The following is a 19,224-nucleotide window of genomic DNA, read 5'->3' on the forward strand; positions in this document are numbered from 1 at the left end:
GCCGCGCGTGTGGAGCGGTTCACCAGAGCCACGCCAGCGACCGTAACACAACTTCCGAGCAGCATGCTTTGAGAGAGCGGCTCGTGAAGGATCAGCCACCCCAGTGTTAATGCCACGAATGGATTGATGTAGGCGTATGTTGTGACGAAGGCAGCGGGAAGCTTCGACAGTGCGTAGATGAATGAACCGAATCCAACGAGTGAGCCGAAGATAATGAGGTACGCTAAGGAAACGGCATTGCTAGCGTTCAAGGTGAACTTGGGGGCTTCGCCCATAGCCAACCCGAGCAAGACTAGAACCGATCCACCTATTACGTTCTGAGGTCCGGCAATTGCCAGGGGCGCTGCGTGAATGGCAGTACGCTTCACGTAGAGACTACCAGCGCTCCATCCGAACGTGGCCAATAGGGCGCACGCCAAGCCCTGCATGTGCGCGACTTCAAAGGACGTCTCGGTAAGTTCGCGGTGAAAGATGATGCATACGCCGCCGGTGCCAAACAGAAGCCCAACGATGGTGAGAAGGTTCAGCGGGCGCCGCGGCGGTAAGAAAGACTCTATGATGACCACCCACATGGGCGTTGTGCTGATGATAATCGCGGCCATGCCGCTTGAGATGGTTTGCTCGGCATAGACGACCAATCCGTTGGCGAAAGCCAGAAAGAGGAATCCGGATATGGCCAAATCCTTCCACGCACTTCTGGGGGGAAGATGAAAACCCGCAAGGCGGGCAATGAGCATGAATAGAATGCCTGCAATGACGAAGCGTATCCCCGCAAACAATGCCGGAGGCAGACTAGCTACGCCAATCCGAATGGCCAGATAGGTCGTCCCCCAGAAAAAGCAGACCGATAGCCAAGCCCCGTAGGCTGCAATGGGAGGTTTGCCATCGGATGTCATGCGTTTGGTGTACCGTTGCCGTTGGACCTGCTTGCGGGTGGAAATCCTATCCTTTTTAGGGACGGGATTCACTTCGCCATTCCTCAAAGAATTCTTGAGGGAGAAGAAAGCGTGTCACCCCGCCAGCTTTTCGCTGTGGTCAAGCGAGGGAACTAAAGGAGTGGAAGCGGCTACTACTTCGATATCGTAGCCCCGTCGAAGAAGTGCCTCGCGAATATCGCACACAATCCGCCTGCGTTCAGAGTCGCTTATTGGCAACGATTCTGGTGCGGCCTCCCATTCCTGGATCGACGCTTCAAAGATGCGTAACCCTTGAGATCCAATCAGTACCTCTGCGGCTATATGCACTTGGCGATCGGTCTCTCTATAACAAATTGAAGTCATGCCGCTGACTTCCAGACTCGAGCCGCTGGGACATTCGAAAAGCACGGCCTTGAATAGTGAGACCACCTGACGACTCCTTTTCCTTCAACTGCTGCAAGTCTCTCCCTACCACTAATTGGTTGATGCGTACTTCGTCGAAAAGAAATACTATTCAGGTCCAATACAATCTGGAATTCGGTATGCATATCTTTATTCAAGACAATTCAGCGGTGAAGACGTTGCGCTTATGTGCCCTGAACTAATCACTTATCACGGAACCACGGTCAGTTCGTACACGACCATGATGGCGCTCGCGCTGTTTGTATCGGTGTACCTGGCGGCCCGTGAATGCGAGAAGCGCCGTTTGCGGCTTACTCCACTTGTTGGACTTCTCATCTTTGCGGCTGGATATATGGGTGCGCGTCTCCTCTATGTCATTCAAGAAGAAGGATTGAGCCGTATCTGGCGAGCGGCTCAATTTTGGCAGCCCGGACTTGTGTTTCATGGCGGCCTTGTTGCGGGAGCCTTAGTCTTCCTCGTATATCTTCGCATCCGGCGAATCCCGTTGATTGACGCATTGGATATTGCTGCGCCGTACGCCGCATTGGGTGAGGCCATTGGACGCGTAGGTTGCCTCTTAAACGGATGTTGCTGGGGGACCGCCACGCTTGCGCCGTGGGCATTGACCTATCCGCCGGGATCGTTCCCCTTCACTCAGCAGCTCGAAGCGGGAATTCTGGCCGCTGGGGCACAGTCCTCATTGCCCGTTCACCCCACGCCGATCTACCTGACCATTGGGTTGACTCTGGTATTCGTTATTCTCAAGCGCAGTCTTGATTGGAGCGCGTTTGCAGGCGTCACGATCTTGCTCTATGCCCTTCTCCAAGGCATATTGCGGTTTGCCGTCGAGTGCTATCGAGGCGATGTCACGCCCATTCTATGGGGACTCACGTGGGGACAGTGGATTAGCGCCGCCCTTGTCGCGGTGTCAGCCGCAATGCTTCTGTTGGCTTACCGGCGGCATCAGGAACGATGGACGGCTCGCTATTGAGCGGGATTCGTGTCCGCAGTTGAGGCTTTCGGCGGCTCACTCGAATCTGCCGTCAACTCCGCAAAGGCAGGTAACCCGCGAATTGAATCGAGGTCGGTATCGGACGCGAGCAACTGCTTGAAACGGTCCTTCGCAATCTTCTTCTGAGCGACGCTTCTCAGGTGGGCAACGGCTTCCTCATTCTTGCCCTGCAACGCACAGATACACGCAAGGTTGTATTCGGGAATCCAAGAATCGGGTCTGATATCGACGGCGCTCTGATAGAAGGTGGACGCTTTCTCGTAATCCTTCAACCTTGTGGCCGAAACCCCCGCTTGCACAAGGGCATGGAAATTCTGCGGAGCAACGTCCAATGCCTTTTCATACTGCGCCAAGGCTCGTGTGAAGTCTTCACGGAGAAAGTAGAGGTCGGCGATGCTGGCCAAGGCCCGCGGAGAGGTGGCATCTTCCTGCAGTGCTTTGTCATACCACTGTTGAGCCGTCTCCAAATCGCCCTGTTCTGCCAAGACGAATCCTAATTGGAGCATTGCCTCCACGAAACGAGGGGTAATCTCTAACGCCTTGCGATAGTGCTGTTCGGCTTCCTTGAAATCTCCCTTTTGAAGCGAAATAAAACCGAGCATATGCTCGGCTCTCGCTTGGTTCGGGTCAATCGCCAGCGACTCCTGATACTCGGCAGCGGCCTCCTCCCGCTTCTGTTGACGCATGAGCACATACGCGAGCGTGTTGCGCGCAGAGACGTGACGCGGCAGATCGGTGACTACTGCCCTCAAGGTCTTCTCAGCATCCTCGTAGCGACCCTGCTGCGCAAAGTGACGCGCGTCTTCCAACTTCTCGTGATAGGGCAAACCATCCTTGGGGTCCATGCCCTGCATTGCTTGACGCTGTGAGTCCGCAGACAAATACCCTAGCGCCTGAAGCATCTCCATGGTTTCGTTGTCCATCGGATTTCGCGTCTCGACCAGCGCTCGTCCATCACTCTCCTGGATAAGCTTAGAAAGCTCGCCGTCAAGGCGGATGGCGACTTCCGGAGTGCGTGCGTGGATGTTCTCAAGTTCCTTGGGATCTTTCGCCAGATCGTACAGTTCGGGTTTGGGCGCACGGATGTATTTGTAGCCGTCCATTCGAATCCCGAACAGCGGGGCCATCCCAAACCCAACTTCAGAAAGTAGCGACTCGCAGTATTGTGGGAGTTGAGGTGGTGGAACTTTCCCTTGAAACGCCGATACAAGGTCCTGCCCCTGAGTCCCTTCGCCCCCGGTCACACCTGCGATCGACAAAATCGTTGGCATGAGGTCGATGCAGCGCACCGGGCCGTTATAAGTCGTCTGGGGGGAGAAACACGCAGGATAGCGCAGGATCAGAGGAACGCGAATAGTCGCATCGTAGATGAAAATCGCGTGCGTCTTTTCGCCGTGCTCGCCAAGGCTCTCGCCGTGGTCTGCCGTAACCACAATGAGTGTATTGTCCAGTTGGCCTTGGTTTGCGAGCCAATCCACGAGAATACCGACCGCTGTGTCAGCCTGGGCGATTTCAGCGTCGTAGGGTGATGGCATGAGGTAGCCGTTCTCAACATTCGCTTCGTAGGGTTGGTGGGGATCGAAGAAATGTGTCCACAGGAAAAAAGGAGGACGGTTCTCTTTGGAAGCCCATTCCTCCAGCCAGGTTACTGCCCGCGTGGCAGTCTTGGGGCCAGGCCGGTCCGGGATCATGAAGAGCGGCGGTTTATCTTCCTCCCACATCTCGTCATCATAGGAATCAAAGCCTTGTGTCAGATTGTATCGTCGGGCGAGTACCTGAGCGGATACCGCGGCATGAGTGTCGTACCCGGCAGTCTTCAGGCATTCGGCCAATGTAACGGCTTCGTCACTGAGTGCATACGTCCCGTTGTCCCGAACGCCGTGTGCTGGCGGCAACAACCCCGTCATAATGGATGCGTGAGCCACCATTGTTATCGGGGCGGTGGTTGCGCAGTCGGTGCACAATACGCCCTCCCTGGCGATCCGGTCGATCACCGGCGTGCGCGCGAGGCCAAATCCGTAAGCGCCGAGGCGATCTGCGCGCGTCGTATCAAGGGTGATCAGCAACACGTTTGGACGCGTTGGCATGGGCGGAGTTGAAGTCTGCTGGTCTTTCGGTTGACAGCCCGCCATTCCTAGAACCGAAACGACAAGAAAGAGACACAACAGCGCTGGTCGCCACAATTTCATGAGAATTGTCTGTGCACGCCTCTCGGTCATCTGTTTCATCCTAGTGCGGATTTCTCACGAACACACTTGAACCTCTCTCGTAACCAATGTGCTTGTCTGACTTGCGGCCAAAAACAAAGCGATTCCCCGAAGACAGGGTGTGTTTGCGAGAAATCCTCATGGCATAACCTCCAAGTCTTGCACGTGAGCAAATTGCGTCGGCGCTCAGCTGCGCCGGTGCAAATTGCGGACTACCTCACATCCGCAAACGAACCACATGGTACCAGTTGCGGCTTAATCACTCCTAACGCTTGAACCCCAGTTCTTGTCTGTGGCTGGACGATGGACTAAACTTAATGAGGACGGTGGACGCACCCGCCGCCCTGCGCTGCTAGGATTCTGAACCCGCACAACTGCACGGTGGACAGCTTTGTTGAGCCCTTGTCCCACTTATACAGGGTCTTAAAGAATGAGACTGATCCTTGTAGGCGGCTTTCTTGGCGCCGGAAAGACCACACTTCTCGGAGTTGCGGCGAGGCATTTGTCCGCGCGCGGCTTCAAAGTGGGAATGATCACAAATGACCAAGCCCCCGACCTGGTGGACACGGCCCTATTGACTCGTTTTGGAACCAACGTGAAAGAGGTGGCGGGGAGTTGTTTTTGCTGCAACTTCGGGGGCTTCACCCACGCGGTTCAGTCCTTGGCCGACTCCGGCGCCGACTGCATACTCGCGGAACCTGTGGGTAGTTGTACGGACCTCTCTGCGACTATTGTTCATCCCATTAAGAGACAATTCACCGATTGGCAGATTGCACCGTTGAACGTCTTGGTCGATCCTGTTCGCGCGAGAGAGGTGACGTCCTCGGCGAGTTCCCCGCTCCATCCCGACGCATCGTACATTCTGGAGAAGCAGTTGGAAGAAGCGGATTGCATCTTGCTGAACAAGGTGGACACGTTGTCAGAAAGCGACCGCAAACAACTGGTGTCAGCTCTGAAGGCACGCTACCCGCACGCAGACGTTATAGCTGTCTCGGCGTTGCGGAAAATGGGAGTAGCCGAATGGCTGGACGCCGCTCTGGACGCCAAAGGCGTGGATACGCGCATAGCAGCGGTCGACTATGACCGCTATGCAAACGGGGAATCGGTCCTGGGGTGGCTGAACGCAACCGTTGAGCTGACCTGGATACGTGACGACGAGCCGGATTGGGAAACGATTGCGCTGCGTTTGATGACTGCTCTTGGCAAACGTTTTCACGAGACAAGTTCGGAAATCGGCCACATCAAGATTCTTATGAATGCATCTCACGGACAGCTTGTAGCCAATCGAACCGGCCTGCACGACGCCGACTCATTTCGCCTGGACGGGAATCTCGACGAATCAGCGGTGTTTCTGATCGTGAACGCCCGAGTGCAATCGTCCCCATCGGAGTTGGAAAAGGTGTTTCGCGTGTCCTTGGAAGAAGTCACAAAGGAGCATTCCAGTTCGGCCATTCGGGCTCTCCACTGCATCAAGCCAGGGCGGCCCGTACCCACCTTTCGCTACAGCGCCACAGGCTGACCCCACTCGAATTTCTGCGGGTCCGAGCCTCTCTTTGAACTCATTCGGATGCCTTTGGTACGCTGGAGGCGTGGGTGTGTGAAGTGTCAGCACTTCAGGAATCCAATAGCGTATTTCACGTTGGATAGGCCCCGCGATTTCAAAGGAGGAAACGTGTCCGAACGCGTTGAGATATTCGATACGACATTGCGCGATGGCGAGCAGTCTCCCGGCGCAAGCATGAATGTGCACGAAAAGCTGCAAATGGCCCAACAACTTGAGCGCCTGGGAGTCGATATTATCGAGGCCGGGTTCCCAATCGCATCGGAGCAGGAATTCGAGGGCGTGCGGCAGGTGGCAAAGACTGTAAAGAAGCCCCGAGTAGCAGCGTTGGCACGCGCAAACAAGGCCGACATCGAGCGGGCGGCTAAGGCCATCGAAGTGGCGCAATCCCCTGTTTTGCACACATTTATCGCGACTTCAGAGATTCATCTCGAGTACAAGCTCAAGATGAGCCACCAACAAGTGCTGGACAAGGTCGGTGAGTCCGTTCGGCTTGCGAAGAGTCTGATTGGGCGCGTCGAATACTCCGCCGAGGATTCGACACGTAGTAACTTTGAGTACCTTGCTCAAGTCGCCAAGGTGGCTATCGAGGCCGGCGCGGACGTAATAAACCTTCCGGACACTGTTGGGTATACGACACCCGTCGAGATTGAAGAGATGTTCCGATACGTAATTGCCAATGCCCCCGGATCGGACCGCGTCGTCTTTTCGTGTCATAACCACAACGACCTTGGTTTGGCGGTAGCGAACGCTTTGGCCGCGCTACGCGGCGGCGCACGCCAAATCGAATGTTGCGTAAACGGCATCGGTGAGCGTGCCGGGAACACGGCGCTCGAAGAAGTCGTCATGGCAATGAAGACCCGTCAGAATGTCTATCCATTCACGACGGGCATTATCACCGAAGAGATTACTAACACCAGCCGCTTGCTGGGCAATCTGACCGGCCTAACCGTGGCATACAACAAGCCCATCGTGGGTCGCAATGCATTTGCCCATGAAGCCGGCATTCATCAGCACGGCGTCATTGCCAGCCGTATTACCTACGAAATCATGACTCCCGAGTCCGTGGGCCGAACCAGCAATGAATTGGTGCTGGGTAAGCACTCGGGCAAACATGGACTGACGAAGCGCTGCGCGGACCTTGGTTTCACACTGACCGAAGAAGAGATATCGATCCTCTATCAGAAGTTCATCGCGCTTGCGGATAAGAAAAAGGAAGTGTACGAAGACGATTTGCGCGTGTTGATCGCATCAACCAGGAACGAGAGCTTCGAGATCTACACGTTGGAGCAACTCCGGACGGCGGGCAACGATCCGACCTTGGGTTTTGTGAAGCTCAAGCGCGGAAACGAAGAGTTCATGGAGACGGCTACCGGCGATGGTCCGGTCGATGCCGCATGCCAAGCCATCGAACGAATCACCGGAGTCAGCGGGCGTTTGCAGGAGTTCAGCATCCGCGCGGCCACACCGGGTCGAGAAGCTCTGGGCGAAGCGCATGTCACGGTCGATCTCAACGGCAAGTCATACTATGGCACCGGGGCCAGCACGGACATCGTCGAAGCGGCAGTCCACGCCTATCTGGGCGCGATCAACAAGCATCTGGCGTTGCAGGAGCAGTAGACCGACTGCTTTTGAAGTGCCGAGACTCTTCAATTACGTGAAAACGCAGAGCCCCTCAACGTGGGACTTGCTACCGTCGTTGGCCCACGGGTCCAGTTCGCTGGGGTCTTTGAGTTGTTGACCGCGCGAACGCGGCACGGCCAAGAAGCCTGACGCGACGTCTCCTAGCCCTGTCATGTCACTCCATAGCTTCTCGAATTGCGCGACGGGATAGACGTCTTCCTGACCATGTCCCCAGCGCCTCTTCACGTCCTTGATCGTCACATATGTGGGGACTCGCTGGGCGACGCGTCGAATGGCCTCGGCGATTACGCTTTCGGGACCTTCCAAGTCGGCGCGGGACAGGCCGAACACCGCAAGCAACGAATCAATTTGCACCCACGTGGTCATGGAGTTGTAGTAGCTGAGTTTCAGCTCGTCCTCTTCACGCGGTTGGGCAAGCCCTTCGAGAAGCCGCACGCGCCCATTTACGCGGGCCAAGCCACCGCCACGGTCCACGATTCTCCGTGGCACGACTTCAAACGTCAGCGTCCTTCCCGAGACAAGGTGCAATCCCAGCGCGAGTGGATCCAAATCGGCGCCTAATGTGTCGATGTTATGGAGCATGATTGTGTCGAGTTGGGGGCGTTCACGCAGCATCTTCGCCAGCACGCCGTTTCGTAGCAGGTTGGGCAGTTCATACCAATGGCCCGGCGGGTTGAATCGTTGGATGGGCAGGTTGTCGACGTAATCGCTCCCCTCTCCCACCGATCGCGCCCAGCCCATCAGCGCGCCGCGCACTGCTTCTCGGACTTTCTGCTTCTGTTCGTCGAGCGTCTCTTGCGGCATCTCTTCCCACAGAAACATGAGATCGCGAACCATTGGAACCAGCCGTTGCGCGATCGAGCGCCCCGGACTTAGGAAGACGGGGCCTGGATACCCGTAGTTTGCGGTTCGCTCAAGGTGACGTTCTATGGGCGCATGAGTAAGGAAGCTCGTGGAAACGGCGTGTAATGGTGGAGCGCCATACGTCTTAGCGGCTCTCCGCGACTTTGCCAGGTGTATTTCCAGGAAACTACGATGTTGTCCATTCATCATCACGAATGGATTGAGGGCCTTGATCGCCCCGGCACCGGTGGTCCATCGGCTGCCGACTCCGCCCGCCAGCGAAAGAACGGCCGCGCGTCCTTCGCGCAAGGCCTCTTCCCCGCGCTTCTGCGCCCCGTCAGAATCTAAAAATGGTGTCACGTCGCCAGGAAACGTGTCATCGATCTCTGTTTCAACCGGCAGACGATTGTGAGCCAGTCCGATACGGCCGCTTCGAAGGTCGGCGCGCAACTGCTCATGTTGAATTCCATCGAATCCGTGCTCGGCCTTGATACGTTGAGCGCCGGCGTCCCACTCGATTCGATCGGCTTGAGTAGCCGGATTCGCCACACGGAACAAATTGCTGACAATGGTCCGCAAGAGGCCAAACGTCTCTTCGGGATTGCTGACGCGCGCGGTGACATGATCCAATTCCGCTCGCCTCAAGTACGGTATCGTCTCTGGCGCACTTCGCACCAGCTCGGGGGCCTGAAGGGCATAGTACCGCGAAGGCATCAGGGCGTCATCACCCCGGCGGAGAGTTGCGGTGGTCCCAGCTTGATTGATCGCGAAATTGTACACAACGGGGTCCATGGCAAACGGAAGCGCGTCTTCCATTTCGCGTTTCGTGCGCACCATGATTTCGAGTATCTCGTCCTTGAACCGTTGGTGGTGTTGTGGCGATACGTACATCGCCATTCCCCCGCCGGACATGCCGCCGAGCATTTGGAAACCCCAATAGTCGTCACCGAAAGCGGCATTGGCACGCGCTGTCAGGGTCTCGGTGAAATGGTTCGTGACCCATGGGATGATCGTTTTAAGTGGCGCATTCCAATTCCTTGTGGTGAAGTGCGCCAGACTTCGAATGTCGCCTGATTTCAGCGACGCGAGAATTCCGTCGAATATCTCACGCATCGAAAGTCGCGCCTTCCACTCGGATTCAGAGCGAAGCAGATACTTCTCCGTGACCATCTCGAGAATGGGACCTACGTTCTGCGCCATTCCTCCGTGGATCAACACCAGCGAACTGGCCAGACGGTCTGTGATTTCCGGATGCAGGTCGTCCGTGCCGAGAATGCGGTGTTGAGGCAGCAGGCGGCCCTTGCTAATGCCGAATTCGGGGTCATCGGGGGTTGCCTGAGCGCCTTCAATAACTTTGATTCCGGGCCAGACGCCGCCGGAATCTTGCCACCCACCACCGGACCCTCCCAGCCACTCGCCAAGTATGGCGCGAGAAGCAACCAGTCGTCGCTCATTCTCGCAAAGAGAACCTTCCAGGTGGGCGGTCTGTCCGGTAGCGCGCATCAACACGGCGACGATGCCTGCCAAGAGATTGGTGGAAACTGCCAAGCGCGATCCCTTGGGAATGTCATTTACTTGGGTAACCAACTCGATTCCCATGCCACGGCCGGCTACTCGCGCAAGGATATCCGCGACGGAATGCGAGGTACCCTCAAACGATGGCGGAATAAGTCCACTGGCAATCACGCCTGCTTTGAGAAGGCTTAAGTAGTCGTTTCCAAAGTTGAACAGGTCGGTAAGATCGGTGATGTCCTTCGTTGCATTCAGGTCGACGCTCGTCAGTCGAAGAATGGGTTCCTGAATCACACGGACACAACAACGAATGGGGGGAGTTGCGCCTTTATCGCGCCCGTACACGCCAAGGTCGACGGAGATGTTTACGACGCGAGCGCCCTCGGGATAGTCCATCCCCAGGAAGAAGATGTCGGACCATCCGCTGTGGCTGAGGTCAAGTCGTACGGGCGTAGACTCGACGAGCAATGGGTAGAGCAAGGATCCCTCTTCACGCTGCAGGAGTTCCGGACGTATCCGGACGGGGTGGTCGTCGGTGTGCCCTACGCGAAACATCCATTGATTGCCGCGGCCCGCACGCACGCTGCGGCGTACTTGGTCTGCGAGGTTCTGAAATGCGAGGTGGCGATACGCCTCTGCAAGCGCACTCAGGACAGTCGCATTCGGACCCTGATCCACAAGCGCCGCCCGAAAGCGCGCAATCGATTCTTCAAATCGCCGATCCAGCAAATCGACGAATCCAGCAAAAGGCACGCGACCCACGCTGGACAGTTCTTTCGAGTCCATCAATACAAACCGGCAAGCGGCGTAGAGAAAGAGAGTTGCTCGAACTCGTTCGTAGAGGTTCTTCGCATTTCCCCTGAAGTGCTCTAATTCGCCCAGTAGCTCGAGCAACTGAGAAGTGGTCAGGCCCTTGCACAAGGAAACAAACGAACGATCGCGAATCGCGGCCTCCGTGCTTGTTATCGTGTCAATAAGGGGATTCACCGTGTTACTCGCTGCCATGCAATCGCGACTCCGCAAGCAATTCGGCGACATCCGAAAGGATCTCGACGCGGTCCTGTCCCGCGAGCCCCAGCGCAATCTGTGTTTGCAGGACTCCGTACTTTGCGCCGATATCGTGTCTTGAGCCGCTGACCTCCATCGCCAGACACCGTTCTTTTCCGGCAAGCTCATTCAGCGCGGTCGTCAGTTGAACGTCCGCGCCCCCCGCCTTGGCCGCCGCGACTCCCTCTTCAAGCAGGCGGAAAACCGACGGGGTCAGTACGTACATCCCGAAAAAGCAAAGATAGTGACCAACGCGAAGACCAGGAGTGTGCAATTCAACTTCCGCAACACTGAGGGATGGCTTCTCCAGTATTCGCTCGATTTGGTAGGCATTGGGCAGATTGTGCAAGCGCTTGCCTGCCACGGTACCGTATCGTCCTACCAGATGTTCGCGCGTTGCTTGGACACCGGCAACAGTACAACTTTCCTGGGCTGCCAGTCGGATGAGCTGTTGGGCGCACCGGGAGTTTGGAACGTGAGAAACATACAAGTGATCGCTCAGCAGGAGCAGAAAGGGCTCATTGTCAACGAAGTTGTGCGCGCAATAGACGGCGTGCCCATATCCCAACGGCTCGGTTTGCGCCACGAATCGCAGTCTACGGCCCAGTTCAGACAACCGCTCACCCTGGCGCTTGGCCCACTCCTGTCCCTTGAACGCGGCCAGTAGGTTGGTCCGCAGCGACTCCAGCAGACGCGTGTACTGCGCCTCGTCACCCGGAGCGCAGACAACGCAGATCTCCTCGATACCGCTTTCGAGCGCCTCCTCCGCAATGATCTGGAGGACCGGTTTCACAATTCCGTCGCGATCCACAAGCGGAAGCATAGCCTTCTGCACCGTGTCCGCCGCCGGATACAGCCGAGCTCCGCGCCCGGCCGCCGTAATTACCGCTTTGCGTACATGCACGTATACTCTCTCCTACCTCGAATGCTTCAGAGTGACTTGCTGCTGGTATCGGTATTGGGGGAGTCACCCGTCAACGTTTCAAAACGATCCATCAGCACCAACCCGAGCTCGCGCTCCAGTTCCATTAGGGTCTCGCGAACGTAATCGATCTTCAGATCTTCGTGGCGACTCAAAATAGCTTTGGCGTCGGCAAGATCCTGTGAACCTCCGGCGAATACCTTCTCGATAATCAGATCTTCCGGCGCCGCGAAAAGTACCATGCTGTCGCCTACTTTTCGCGGAATAGCGTGTGTTATGGCGCGAGCCTCGTACCCTGTCAATGAGAATATGAAACCCACTCGAACGGACGACTCCCTGTGAAGACAGGGAAGGACATAGTTCTCGCGTGAGTACTGGTTCGGGGATTCGGCAAGCGAAGTCAGCCCCACTTCGTCCATGACCGCGCAGAGAACGTCGATATGCTCGGGCCCCACGCCCAAGGCAAAACCGATGTCCCTTGAAGCACGAGACTTCCCGTGGACAAAGGCTGCCTGGCCACCGATGACCATATACGGCAGCCCATGCTTGTCGAGGCATCTCGCCGTCCGTTCTAGGAGTGACTGAAGCAAACGCGGCCCTCACACAGCGGATCCCGTCCTGCAATTCTCCGCACAGGGCATCAGCCATGTACTTCCTCGCCTTGCCCTCGTCCTCTGACGGTAGCTAGCCCGGATTTCTCACGAACGCGTTTGAACCTATTTCGGAACCAGTGTGATTGCGGACTAGCCGTTTGCGGAGTGGAACTCCTTCATGAAGGCAACCAAGGCCTTCACGCTATCCAATCCTACCGCATTGTAGATGGACGCGCGCATCCCGCCGACCGAGCGGTGGCCTTTCAAGCCATGGAGACCGGCCGCGGTGGCTTCCTTCGCGAATTTCTGCTCCAGTTCCTCGCTCGGAAGACGCCAGGTTACATTCATCAGCGACCGGCTTTCGGGTTTCGCGTGACCTCGATAGTAGCCATTGCTTGCGTCGATCGCTTCGTAGAGAATGCGCGCCTTCTCCTTATTAACGGCGGCTATCTTATCGACTCCCCCCACTGTATCGAGGAGCCACTTCGTTACCAAATAGATGATGTAGATGGCAAAGCACGGCGGGGTGTTGTAAAGCGAATCGTTGTCCGCGTGGACTTTGTAGTCGAACATGGACGGCAAGCCTTCCGGCACGCGCTCGAGCAGATCTTCGCGAATCACAACAACGGCAACGCCAGCCGGCCCCAAATTCTTCTGGGCGCCTGCATAGATCATGGCGTACTTCTCAACCGGGATTGGGCGGGATAGGAAATTCGATGAGGCGTCGCAAAGCATCGGCACACTGCCCGTGTCAATTTCATCGAACATTTCGACGCCTTCGATAGTCTCGTTTGACGTGATATGGCAATACTGCGCGCTCGGATCCAGATTCAGTTCGCTTTGCTTCGGGAAGCGGACGTAGCCTTCTTCCTTGCCATTCCAGGGGGTCTTTGTCGCTCCCTCTTTCTTGGCTTCTTTGAGGGCTTTGCTGCCCCATGAACCGGTAATCACGTAATCCGCGCTGCCGCTTTTGCCGCGCAGAAAGTTCATCGGGATCATGCAGAATTGAGCCGACGCACCTCCCTGAATGAACAGTACCTTGTAGTTGCTGGGCAGGTTGAGCAGCTTCGCAATATTGGCCTTTGCGCCTTGGTGCACCGCATCGTAGGTTTTCGAGCGGTGGCTGATCTCCATCACCGAAGCCCCTGCTCCGGGCAGTACCAAGAAATTGTCGCGCGCCTCTTCAAGAGCCGGCAACGGCAATGCGGACGGACCCGCGGAAAAATTGTGTACCCGTGCTTCCATGATTCGATCTCCTTCACTGCTATTAAGCATCGTATGCGCAGCCGGAATTCCCCCGCGCGCTGCACCCCAAGGTCTAAATTGTAGAGGGCAATTCTTGCGCCGTCAAACTGTCGATAAACATGCCGGAAATTAGGCCAAATTCAGGGTTGCCGGCGCCGTCAGGCAATGGGTTCCGCTGGCGGATTGTCCGGCGTGGGCTCGTGAAAACGGCGGGCGCACCACCTGATGATCGGGATGCTAACCAAGGCCGCGGGCGCGATGGCAAGTTCCACCCACCACACGGAATAGGTCTTGAGCATGCCGGAGAGATGAGCAAAACCGGCTACGGAATCAATGTACGCGAAGAGCGCGGCACCCGCGAGAACCATAACCCAGTTTCGGTGCGTGGTCCCCAAGAAGACCAGGGCACGTGAAGACGTGTGGCACAAAATGGCGAGGACGCGTTCGACGATTGGAACGAGAAACAGGATGCTGGCGTGAACACCGGATTCACGGATAGAGCGAGTGACGTCTTCGGAACCAGGTAGGCCAAGATAGAGCACAACCGCCGCGGAAAGACTGGATAAACCCAAAAGCGCAGCCTCTATTGCCCCCGCGCCCACGCCAATGCCGATGGCCTTGTCGGGTGTGCGTCCCAATTCACGCCAAATCATCACAGTCAACCACGTCAGGCCGATCTCAAAAAATGCCGATGAAATACCCACAAAGAGACTTCCCACGGCCACATACAGAGAATGCGGAAGCGAGCGTTCAAGCGCACTAAAGATGGCTGGATTGGTCAATGCCGCTGTCACTCCTTTCATGAGGACGGCCACGAACCACAATCCCGCGCCAAGCCACATCCATCTGAGGCGGCTTCCCGCCCTCCTTCGACAGATGACGACACTTAGCAACGCTACTAGAACCATTCCTATGCCGGAAATCGTCAGAACCTCAGTATTGCTCAGTTCCATACGGCCTCTCCTTGCATTGCGGTCAGTTTGTTGCCTTGTTCACAAGTACGCGCGGACGTGCCATCCCGGACGCGAACTGCCCCTTCATGACATCGTCCTCGGTGAATGTCGCCAAGAGAATCTCGCGCGCTGCCTTGCGCTCAAAATCGTAGATTATGTAGATGGTTCCGTCGGGGGCCTGAACGCCGTCAGGATACGACACGGACTTTCGTTCGTCCACGACAAGCCCCCCATTCCACGACTTTCCGTCGTCGTCCGACAAATACGCAGTTAAATGGGAGCGAATCTTCCCGTTCGGCGGGTTGTGCTTCACAAGAAGAATTCTTTCCGAAGCGAGCCTGCGGATAAAAAAACGGGCGCTCGGGATGTGCGTTATGGTCGTGCACGGCTGCCCAGGGCTCCATGTTTTGCCTCCGTCGAGCGATATAGACTCACCTACTCCATAGTCGGTCCGCACAAGCATCCATAATGAGTTGTCTTTGCGTTCAACAATCATGTGTTCGTCGCAGGAACGTCCATTGACGTCGGAATACCCCAGCAGGTTCCATGTGGCACCTTGGTCTGTTGATCCATACGCCTTGGAACCCGAATTACCTGCGATGTTGTGGGCGTATTCGGGTCTCATGACTTCTGCGGGAAATGCCCATATCGCGACAGGTAGCATCCAGGTCCCACCGGAGAGGACCGTCGGCTTATTCATCATGATTCCATCGCAGATCCGCCGCGGTTCTGTCCACGATGGGGTCTCGTTGTCCGGCTCATTCGTGGTTACGCACCAGACTCCGGCGCGTCCATCCCAGTGATTAAAGCCCTGTGCCCAGAAGAACCAGAGGGTATCCTTGGGGTCTATCCACAAACACGGATCGAATGCCCGCACATCTCCTGCCGGATCAACTACCGCCTTGATCGTTGACCAAGTCGCTCCGTTGTCGCCGCTCGTGGCAAGCATGCAGTAATTGTCTTGATCCTCCCCTTTTCCGCCTCCATACCACGTGGCCCACAATCGTCCATTCCGGGTCCGTTCCAATCCAGGAATGCCTTGGAACAATCGTCGACTGCCGGTGTACTCGGGACCCGGGGATGTATTGAGAAGGGGCGCTTTCAGTGCCAGGTCTTGGATATCCGTTTCCGGCCCGACTTGCTGGGAATGGGAGGCACAGACGAGAAGGAGAAGTGAAATTGCGCATCCTATCGCGAATCTCATGGAACTACTCCCCCGTATCCACTGTCGGGCGATTACCAATACACACCACGCCGCCCATTCCAGTAGATAGAAGCAAGTGTAGTCGCTCTCCAACGGCAAGTCCACTGCCTAAGCCGAAATCACTCGGCAGTGCCGATCGGGGAGTTGGTCCGAATGGGCCAATCCGGCGAGAAAGGAAAGGCTCGAATTTCGACCGGTGGTGGAGATTCCAGGAAAGACTGATCGACGAGGCGAAGCATTGCCTCTTTCCACGCAATAGTTGATGGTTTACTGCAAACCGCCGGTTTTTGTGTCGGGGGGCCCTGCCAGATTTCGTACCACAGCCTCCACAAAGTCAGCGGTGTGCTCCACCGTCGTATAATCTATCTCGCCGGGCCGGTCCCCCTCCACGTCAAAGTCCGTACGCCCACCACGTGCCGTAATCCCTATCGCCTTGTAACCGCGCGTATACGCAAGGTAAGCATCCGTTGGTAAGCCGCGATGTACAATTGGCGAAGCGGTAGACTCCCGTGAAGCCGCTTGCGCCGCTTTAATCAACTCTGGATCGGACTTAAAAGTGTGTAGCAGGCCTTCCGCCCTCGTGTAAAACACATCGCCCTGGCCCACATCGTCGACGTTGATGAAGTAGGTGTTCGATTTGTCTAAGCGATGCACACGAAGGAAGTGCCGCATCCCGCTCAGCCACGTTTCTTTACTGCCAGTCGCCAAGAACCAAATATCTGAATTTTCCACGGGAGCCCGTTGAATGCGGTCCGCGAGTTCCAGCATGACCGCTACGCCGGACGCATTGTCTGATGCGCCGCGCACATAGTCATTCGACAATTCGCAGGAACCAACTGCAAATGCGGCGCCGATAAGGACACCAAGACAGCTCCATTGAACGATAAGGTCGGGCCTGATTGACCAGTCCTCGAAAAGCGCCACATCGCGGAGGACACAACAGACCAATAGGATAACCATGGAGACCACAACCAAAATGTGAGCGGGGCGCAACCATCGTTCCACCTCCGGACGCCGCAAGAAGTGGTCGCGGGGGCTATCGTAGTGCGCGGTAATCACAATGAGTCGTTCCGGCCTGAGCGCGTGCAGCCTCGCGACAACATTCTGAGTTTCATACTGGGGCAGCAGATTCCCCAGGATACGGTAACCGGAGAATTCGGCGAGATAAAGGAGGAATACAATGCAGCCGTAAGTAAACGCCAGCCATGGTTCCCAGGATGCGAGCAATGCAACGACAACGGCTTCGCCATAGTAGGAGGCAAACAGAAGCCATGGACTCTCTATGGCAAAGAAATCGTCGATTTCCACGTCCGGGGTTACGAGGGTCAGCCGGTCGCGAATGTACTCCGCGGCGGACCGCTCGCTCTTGGTGCTCGCGCCCCGGTGTGTCAGATTGCCCGCGAGATATTCGATATCGCGGCGCATTTCCGCCTTGCCCACGCTAGACCTCGGCGCAATCCAGGCCAAAGGCGTCGGCAACTCCCTGGTGCGTCACGGCCCCTTGGTACACATTAAGTCCGCGCTTTAACGCGGGATCCTCGGCAATGGCGCGTTCCAGGCCTTTGTCGGCGAGGGCCAAGCCGTAGCCTAGTGTCGCGTTTGTCAGCGCGTAAGTGGACGTCCGAGGTACGGCCCCGGGCATGTTCGTGACACAATAGTGCACGACATCATGGACCATATACGTGGGATCGTCGTGTGTGGTTGGACGCGACGTCTCGAAGCAGCCGCCTTGATCGATGGCAATATCCACAATGGCCGAGCGTTGACGCATGCCGCGCACCATTTCCTTCGTAACAAGTCGAGGAGCCCTGGCTCCGGGAATCAGAACGGCCCCGATCACCAAGTCCGCATGCGTGACTTCCTCCGCAATTGCCGCGCGATTGGACATGAGCGTTGTAACGTGCCCGCCCATAATATCGTGGATGTATCGCAGCCGGGCTGGGTCCACATCAAGGATCGTCACGTGAGCTCCCATGCCCACGGCCACGCGGCACGCGTTTTGTCCTGCTGTGCCCGCCCCGAGAATCACTACGTGGGCCGGCCTGACACCGGAGACGCCGCTTAGAAGGATACCCATGCCTCCGTACAAGGCCTCCAGGCAGTGCGCGCCCTTCTGCACGGAAAGCCTGCCCGCCACTTCGCTCATGGGAGTCAGAAGTGGCAAGGTGCCATCGTCTCTCTGAATTGTCTCGTAGGCGACACCCGATACACGCTTCTTCATCATGGTGCGGGTCAGGTGCTCGTCAGAAGCCAAGTGGAGGTACGTGTAGATGATCTGGCCATCGTACATGTACTCCCACTCTTGGGCGATTGGCTCCTTAACCTTGATGATCATGTCCGAACGGTCCCAGACTGCGCGAGGATGCTGGACAATCTGAGCGCCTGCGGCCCGGTATTCGGCATCTGAGATTCCGCTGCCGATTCCTGCGCCCTTTTCAACGAGGACTTTGTGTCCGTGCGCCACAAACGCAGATACACCGGGAGCCGCCAATGCCACTCGGGCTTCACCGGTCTTTATCTCCTTGGGTACGCCTACGATCATGGTATGTCTCCCCATGTTTAATCTGAATCAGAAGTATATGTTTCGCCGTGACTGCGTTCTATATTATCCGGCCCGGGTGACCTTGCACAGTGATAGTGATAGCATTTTGAAGCCTTTTCTGTCGCCTGTTAAACTCAATTCCTGTCAAGCCGCGAGAAGAGGAGTCCTATGCGCGCAGTAGTCCAGCGAGTTTCCGAATCATCGGTATCCGTGAATGGCCACGTTGTCGGACGGATTGGCCGGGGACTGCTGGTGCTTTTGGGAGTGGCGCACTCCGATTCGGTAGACGATGTCAAACAACTGGCCGACAAAGTAGCCGGGTTGAGGTGTTTTCAAGACGACGCAAGCAAGTTCAATCTGTCTGTTGAAGACATCGGCGGAAGTGTTCTTGCCGTTTCACAATTTACATTGTATGGAGATTGCCGTAAGGGCCGCCGCCCATCGTTTACGGATGCGGCCCGGCCGGAGCACGCTATTCCTCTCTACGAGTCCTTTGTCGAGCTTCTGCGTCAACGGAACATTCACGTCGAAACGGGCGAATTTGGGGCGCATATGGATGTCCGTCTGGTCAATGACGGTCCGGTGACCTTGCTCCTCGATTCGCAAAAGGCCTTCTGAAC

At 56.4% G+C, this 19,224-nt stretch carries 15 protein-coding genes; 4 read left to right on the top strand and 11 right to left on the bottom strand.

Annotated elements, in window-relative coordinates:
* The coding region (locus tag K1Y02_07520; GenBank protein ID MBX7256196.1) for an EamA family transporter at window positions 1-968 on the bottom strand (968 nt) is incomplete at its 3' end.
* A 42-nt stretch (window positions 969-1,010) separates the two neighbouring features.
* Window positions 1,011-1,346, bottom strand: a complete 336-nt coding sequence (locus tag K1Y02_07525; GenBank protein MBX7256197.1) for a hypothetical protein — start codon at window positions 1,344-1,346, stop codon at window positions 1,011-1,013.
* Between the two features lie 160 nt (window positions 1,347-1,506).
* On the opposite strand from K1Y02_07525, the gene K1Y02_07530 reads away from it, so the two are divergent.
* Complete coding sequence (locus K1Y02_07530) at window positions 1,507-2,310, top strand: prolipoprotein diacylglyceryl transferase (protein MBX7256198.1); 804 nt, start codon at window positions 1,507-1,509, stop codon at window positions 2,308-2,310.
* Here the strand turns inward: K1Y02_07530 and K1Y02_07535 are convergent.
* Entirely contained in the window at window positions 2,304-4,550 is a 2,247-nt protein-coding gene (locus K1Y02_07535) for a sulfatase-like hydrolase/transferase (protein MBX7256199.1), read from the bottom strand. The genes K1Y02_07530 and K1Y02_07535 overlap by 7 nt on opposite strands.
* 418 nt (window positions 4,551-4,968) lie before the next feature.
* On the opposite strand from K1Y02_07535, the gene K1Y02_07540 reads away from it, so the two are divergent.
* Window positions 4,969-6,057 carry a cobalamin synthesis protein P47K gene (locus tag K1Y02_07540; GenBank protein ID MBX7256200.1) on the top strand — a complete coding sequence of 363 codons (1,089 nt, stop codon included), beginning with the start codon at window positions 4,969-4,971 and terminating at the stop codon, window positions 6,055-6,057.
* Window positions 6,058-6,210: 153 nt separating this feature from the next.
* Window positions 6,211-7,719, top strand: a complete 1,509-nt coding sequence (locus K1Y02_07545; protein MBX7256201.1) for a 2-isopropylmalate synthase — start codon at window positions 6,211-6,213, stop codon at window positions 7,717-7,719.
* 33 nt (window positions 7,720-7,752) lie between these two features.
* On the opposite strand, the gene K1Y02_07550 is transcribed toward K1Y02_07545, so the two are convergent.
* From K1Y02_07550 to ald, 8 genes are all read right to left on the bottom strand, one after another.
* Window positions 7,753-11,085 (bottom strand): UTP--glucose-1-phosphate uridylyltransferase, encoded by a 3,333-nt coding sequence (locus K1Y02_07550; GenBank protein MBX7256202.1) that lies wholly within the window; start codon window positions 11,083-11,085, stop codon window positions 7,753-7,755.
* Between the two features lie 4 nt (window positions 11,086-11,089).
* Window positions 11,090-12,049, bottom strand: a complete 960-nt coding sequence (locus K1Y02_07555; protein MBX7256203.1) for an NTP transferase domain-containing protein — start codon at window positions 12,047-12,049, stop codon at window positions 11,090-11,092.
* Window positions 12,050-12,075: 26 nt separating this feature from the next.
* On the bottom strand, window positions 12,076-12,657 hold the full coding sequence (locus K1Y02_07560; GenBank protein MBX7256204.1) for a hypothetical protein: 582 nt from the start codon (window positions 12,655-12,657) through the stop codon (window positions 12,076-12,078).
* Window positions 12,658-12,810: 153 nt separating this feature from the next.
* Entirely contained in the window at window positions 12,811-13,905 is a 1,095-nt protein-coding gene (serC, locus tag K1Y02_07565) for a 3-phosphoserine/phosphohydroxythreonine transaminase (protein ID MBX7256205.1), read from the bottom strand.
* A 158-nt stretch (window positions 13,906-14,063) separates the two neighbouring features.
* Window positions 14,064-14,858, bottom strand: coding sequence for a YhfC family intramembrane metalloprotease (locus K1Y02_07570; GenBank protein ID MBX7256206.1), 795 nt, complete (start codon window positions 14,856-14,858; stop codon window positions 14,064-14,066).
* Window positions 14,859-14,880: 22 nt separating this feature from the next.
* Complete coding sequence (locus K1Y02_07575) at window positions 14,881-16,062, bottom strand: glycoside hydrolase (protein MBX7256207.1); 1,182 nt, start codon at window positions 16,060-16,062, stop codon at window positions 14,881-14,883.
* A 267-nt stretch (window positions 16,063-16,329) separates the two neighbouring features.
* Complete coding sequence (locus tag K1Y02_07580; GenBank protein ID MBX7256208.1) at window positions 16,330-17,502, bottom strand: Zn-dependent exopeptidase M28; 1,173 nt, start codon at window positions 17,500-17,502, stop codon at window positions 16,330-16,332.
* A 1-nt stretch (window position 17,503) separates the two neighbouring features.
* Window positions 17,504-18,604, bottom strand: coding sequence for an alanine dehydrogenase (gene ald / locus K1Y02_07585; GenBank protein MBX7256209.1), 1,101 nt, complete (start codon window positions 18,602-18,604; stop codon window positions 17,504-17,506).
* A 168-nt stretch (window positions 18,605-18,772) separates the two neighbouring features.
* Here ald and dtd point away from each other — a divergent pair, with 168 nt between their 5' ends.
* A complete protein-coding gene (dtd, locus tag K1Y02_07590) occupies window positions 18,773-19,222 on the top strand; it encodes a D-tyrosyl-tRNA(Tyr) deacylase (GenBank protein ID MBX7256210.1) in 450 nt (149 codons plus the stop codon).
* Window positions 19,223-19,224: the final 2 nt, after the last annotated feature.

It is taken from the genome of Candidatus Hydrogenedentota bacterium (assembly GCA_019695095.1).
Classification (GTDB): domain Bacteria; phylum Hydrogenedentota; class Hydrogenedentia; order Hydrogenedentales; family SLHB01; genus JAIBAQ01.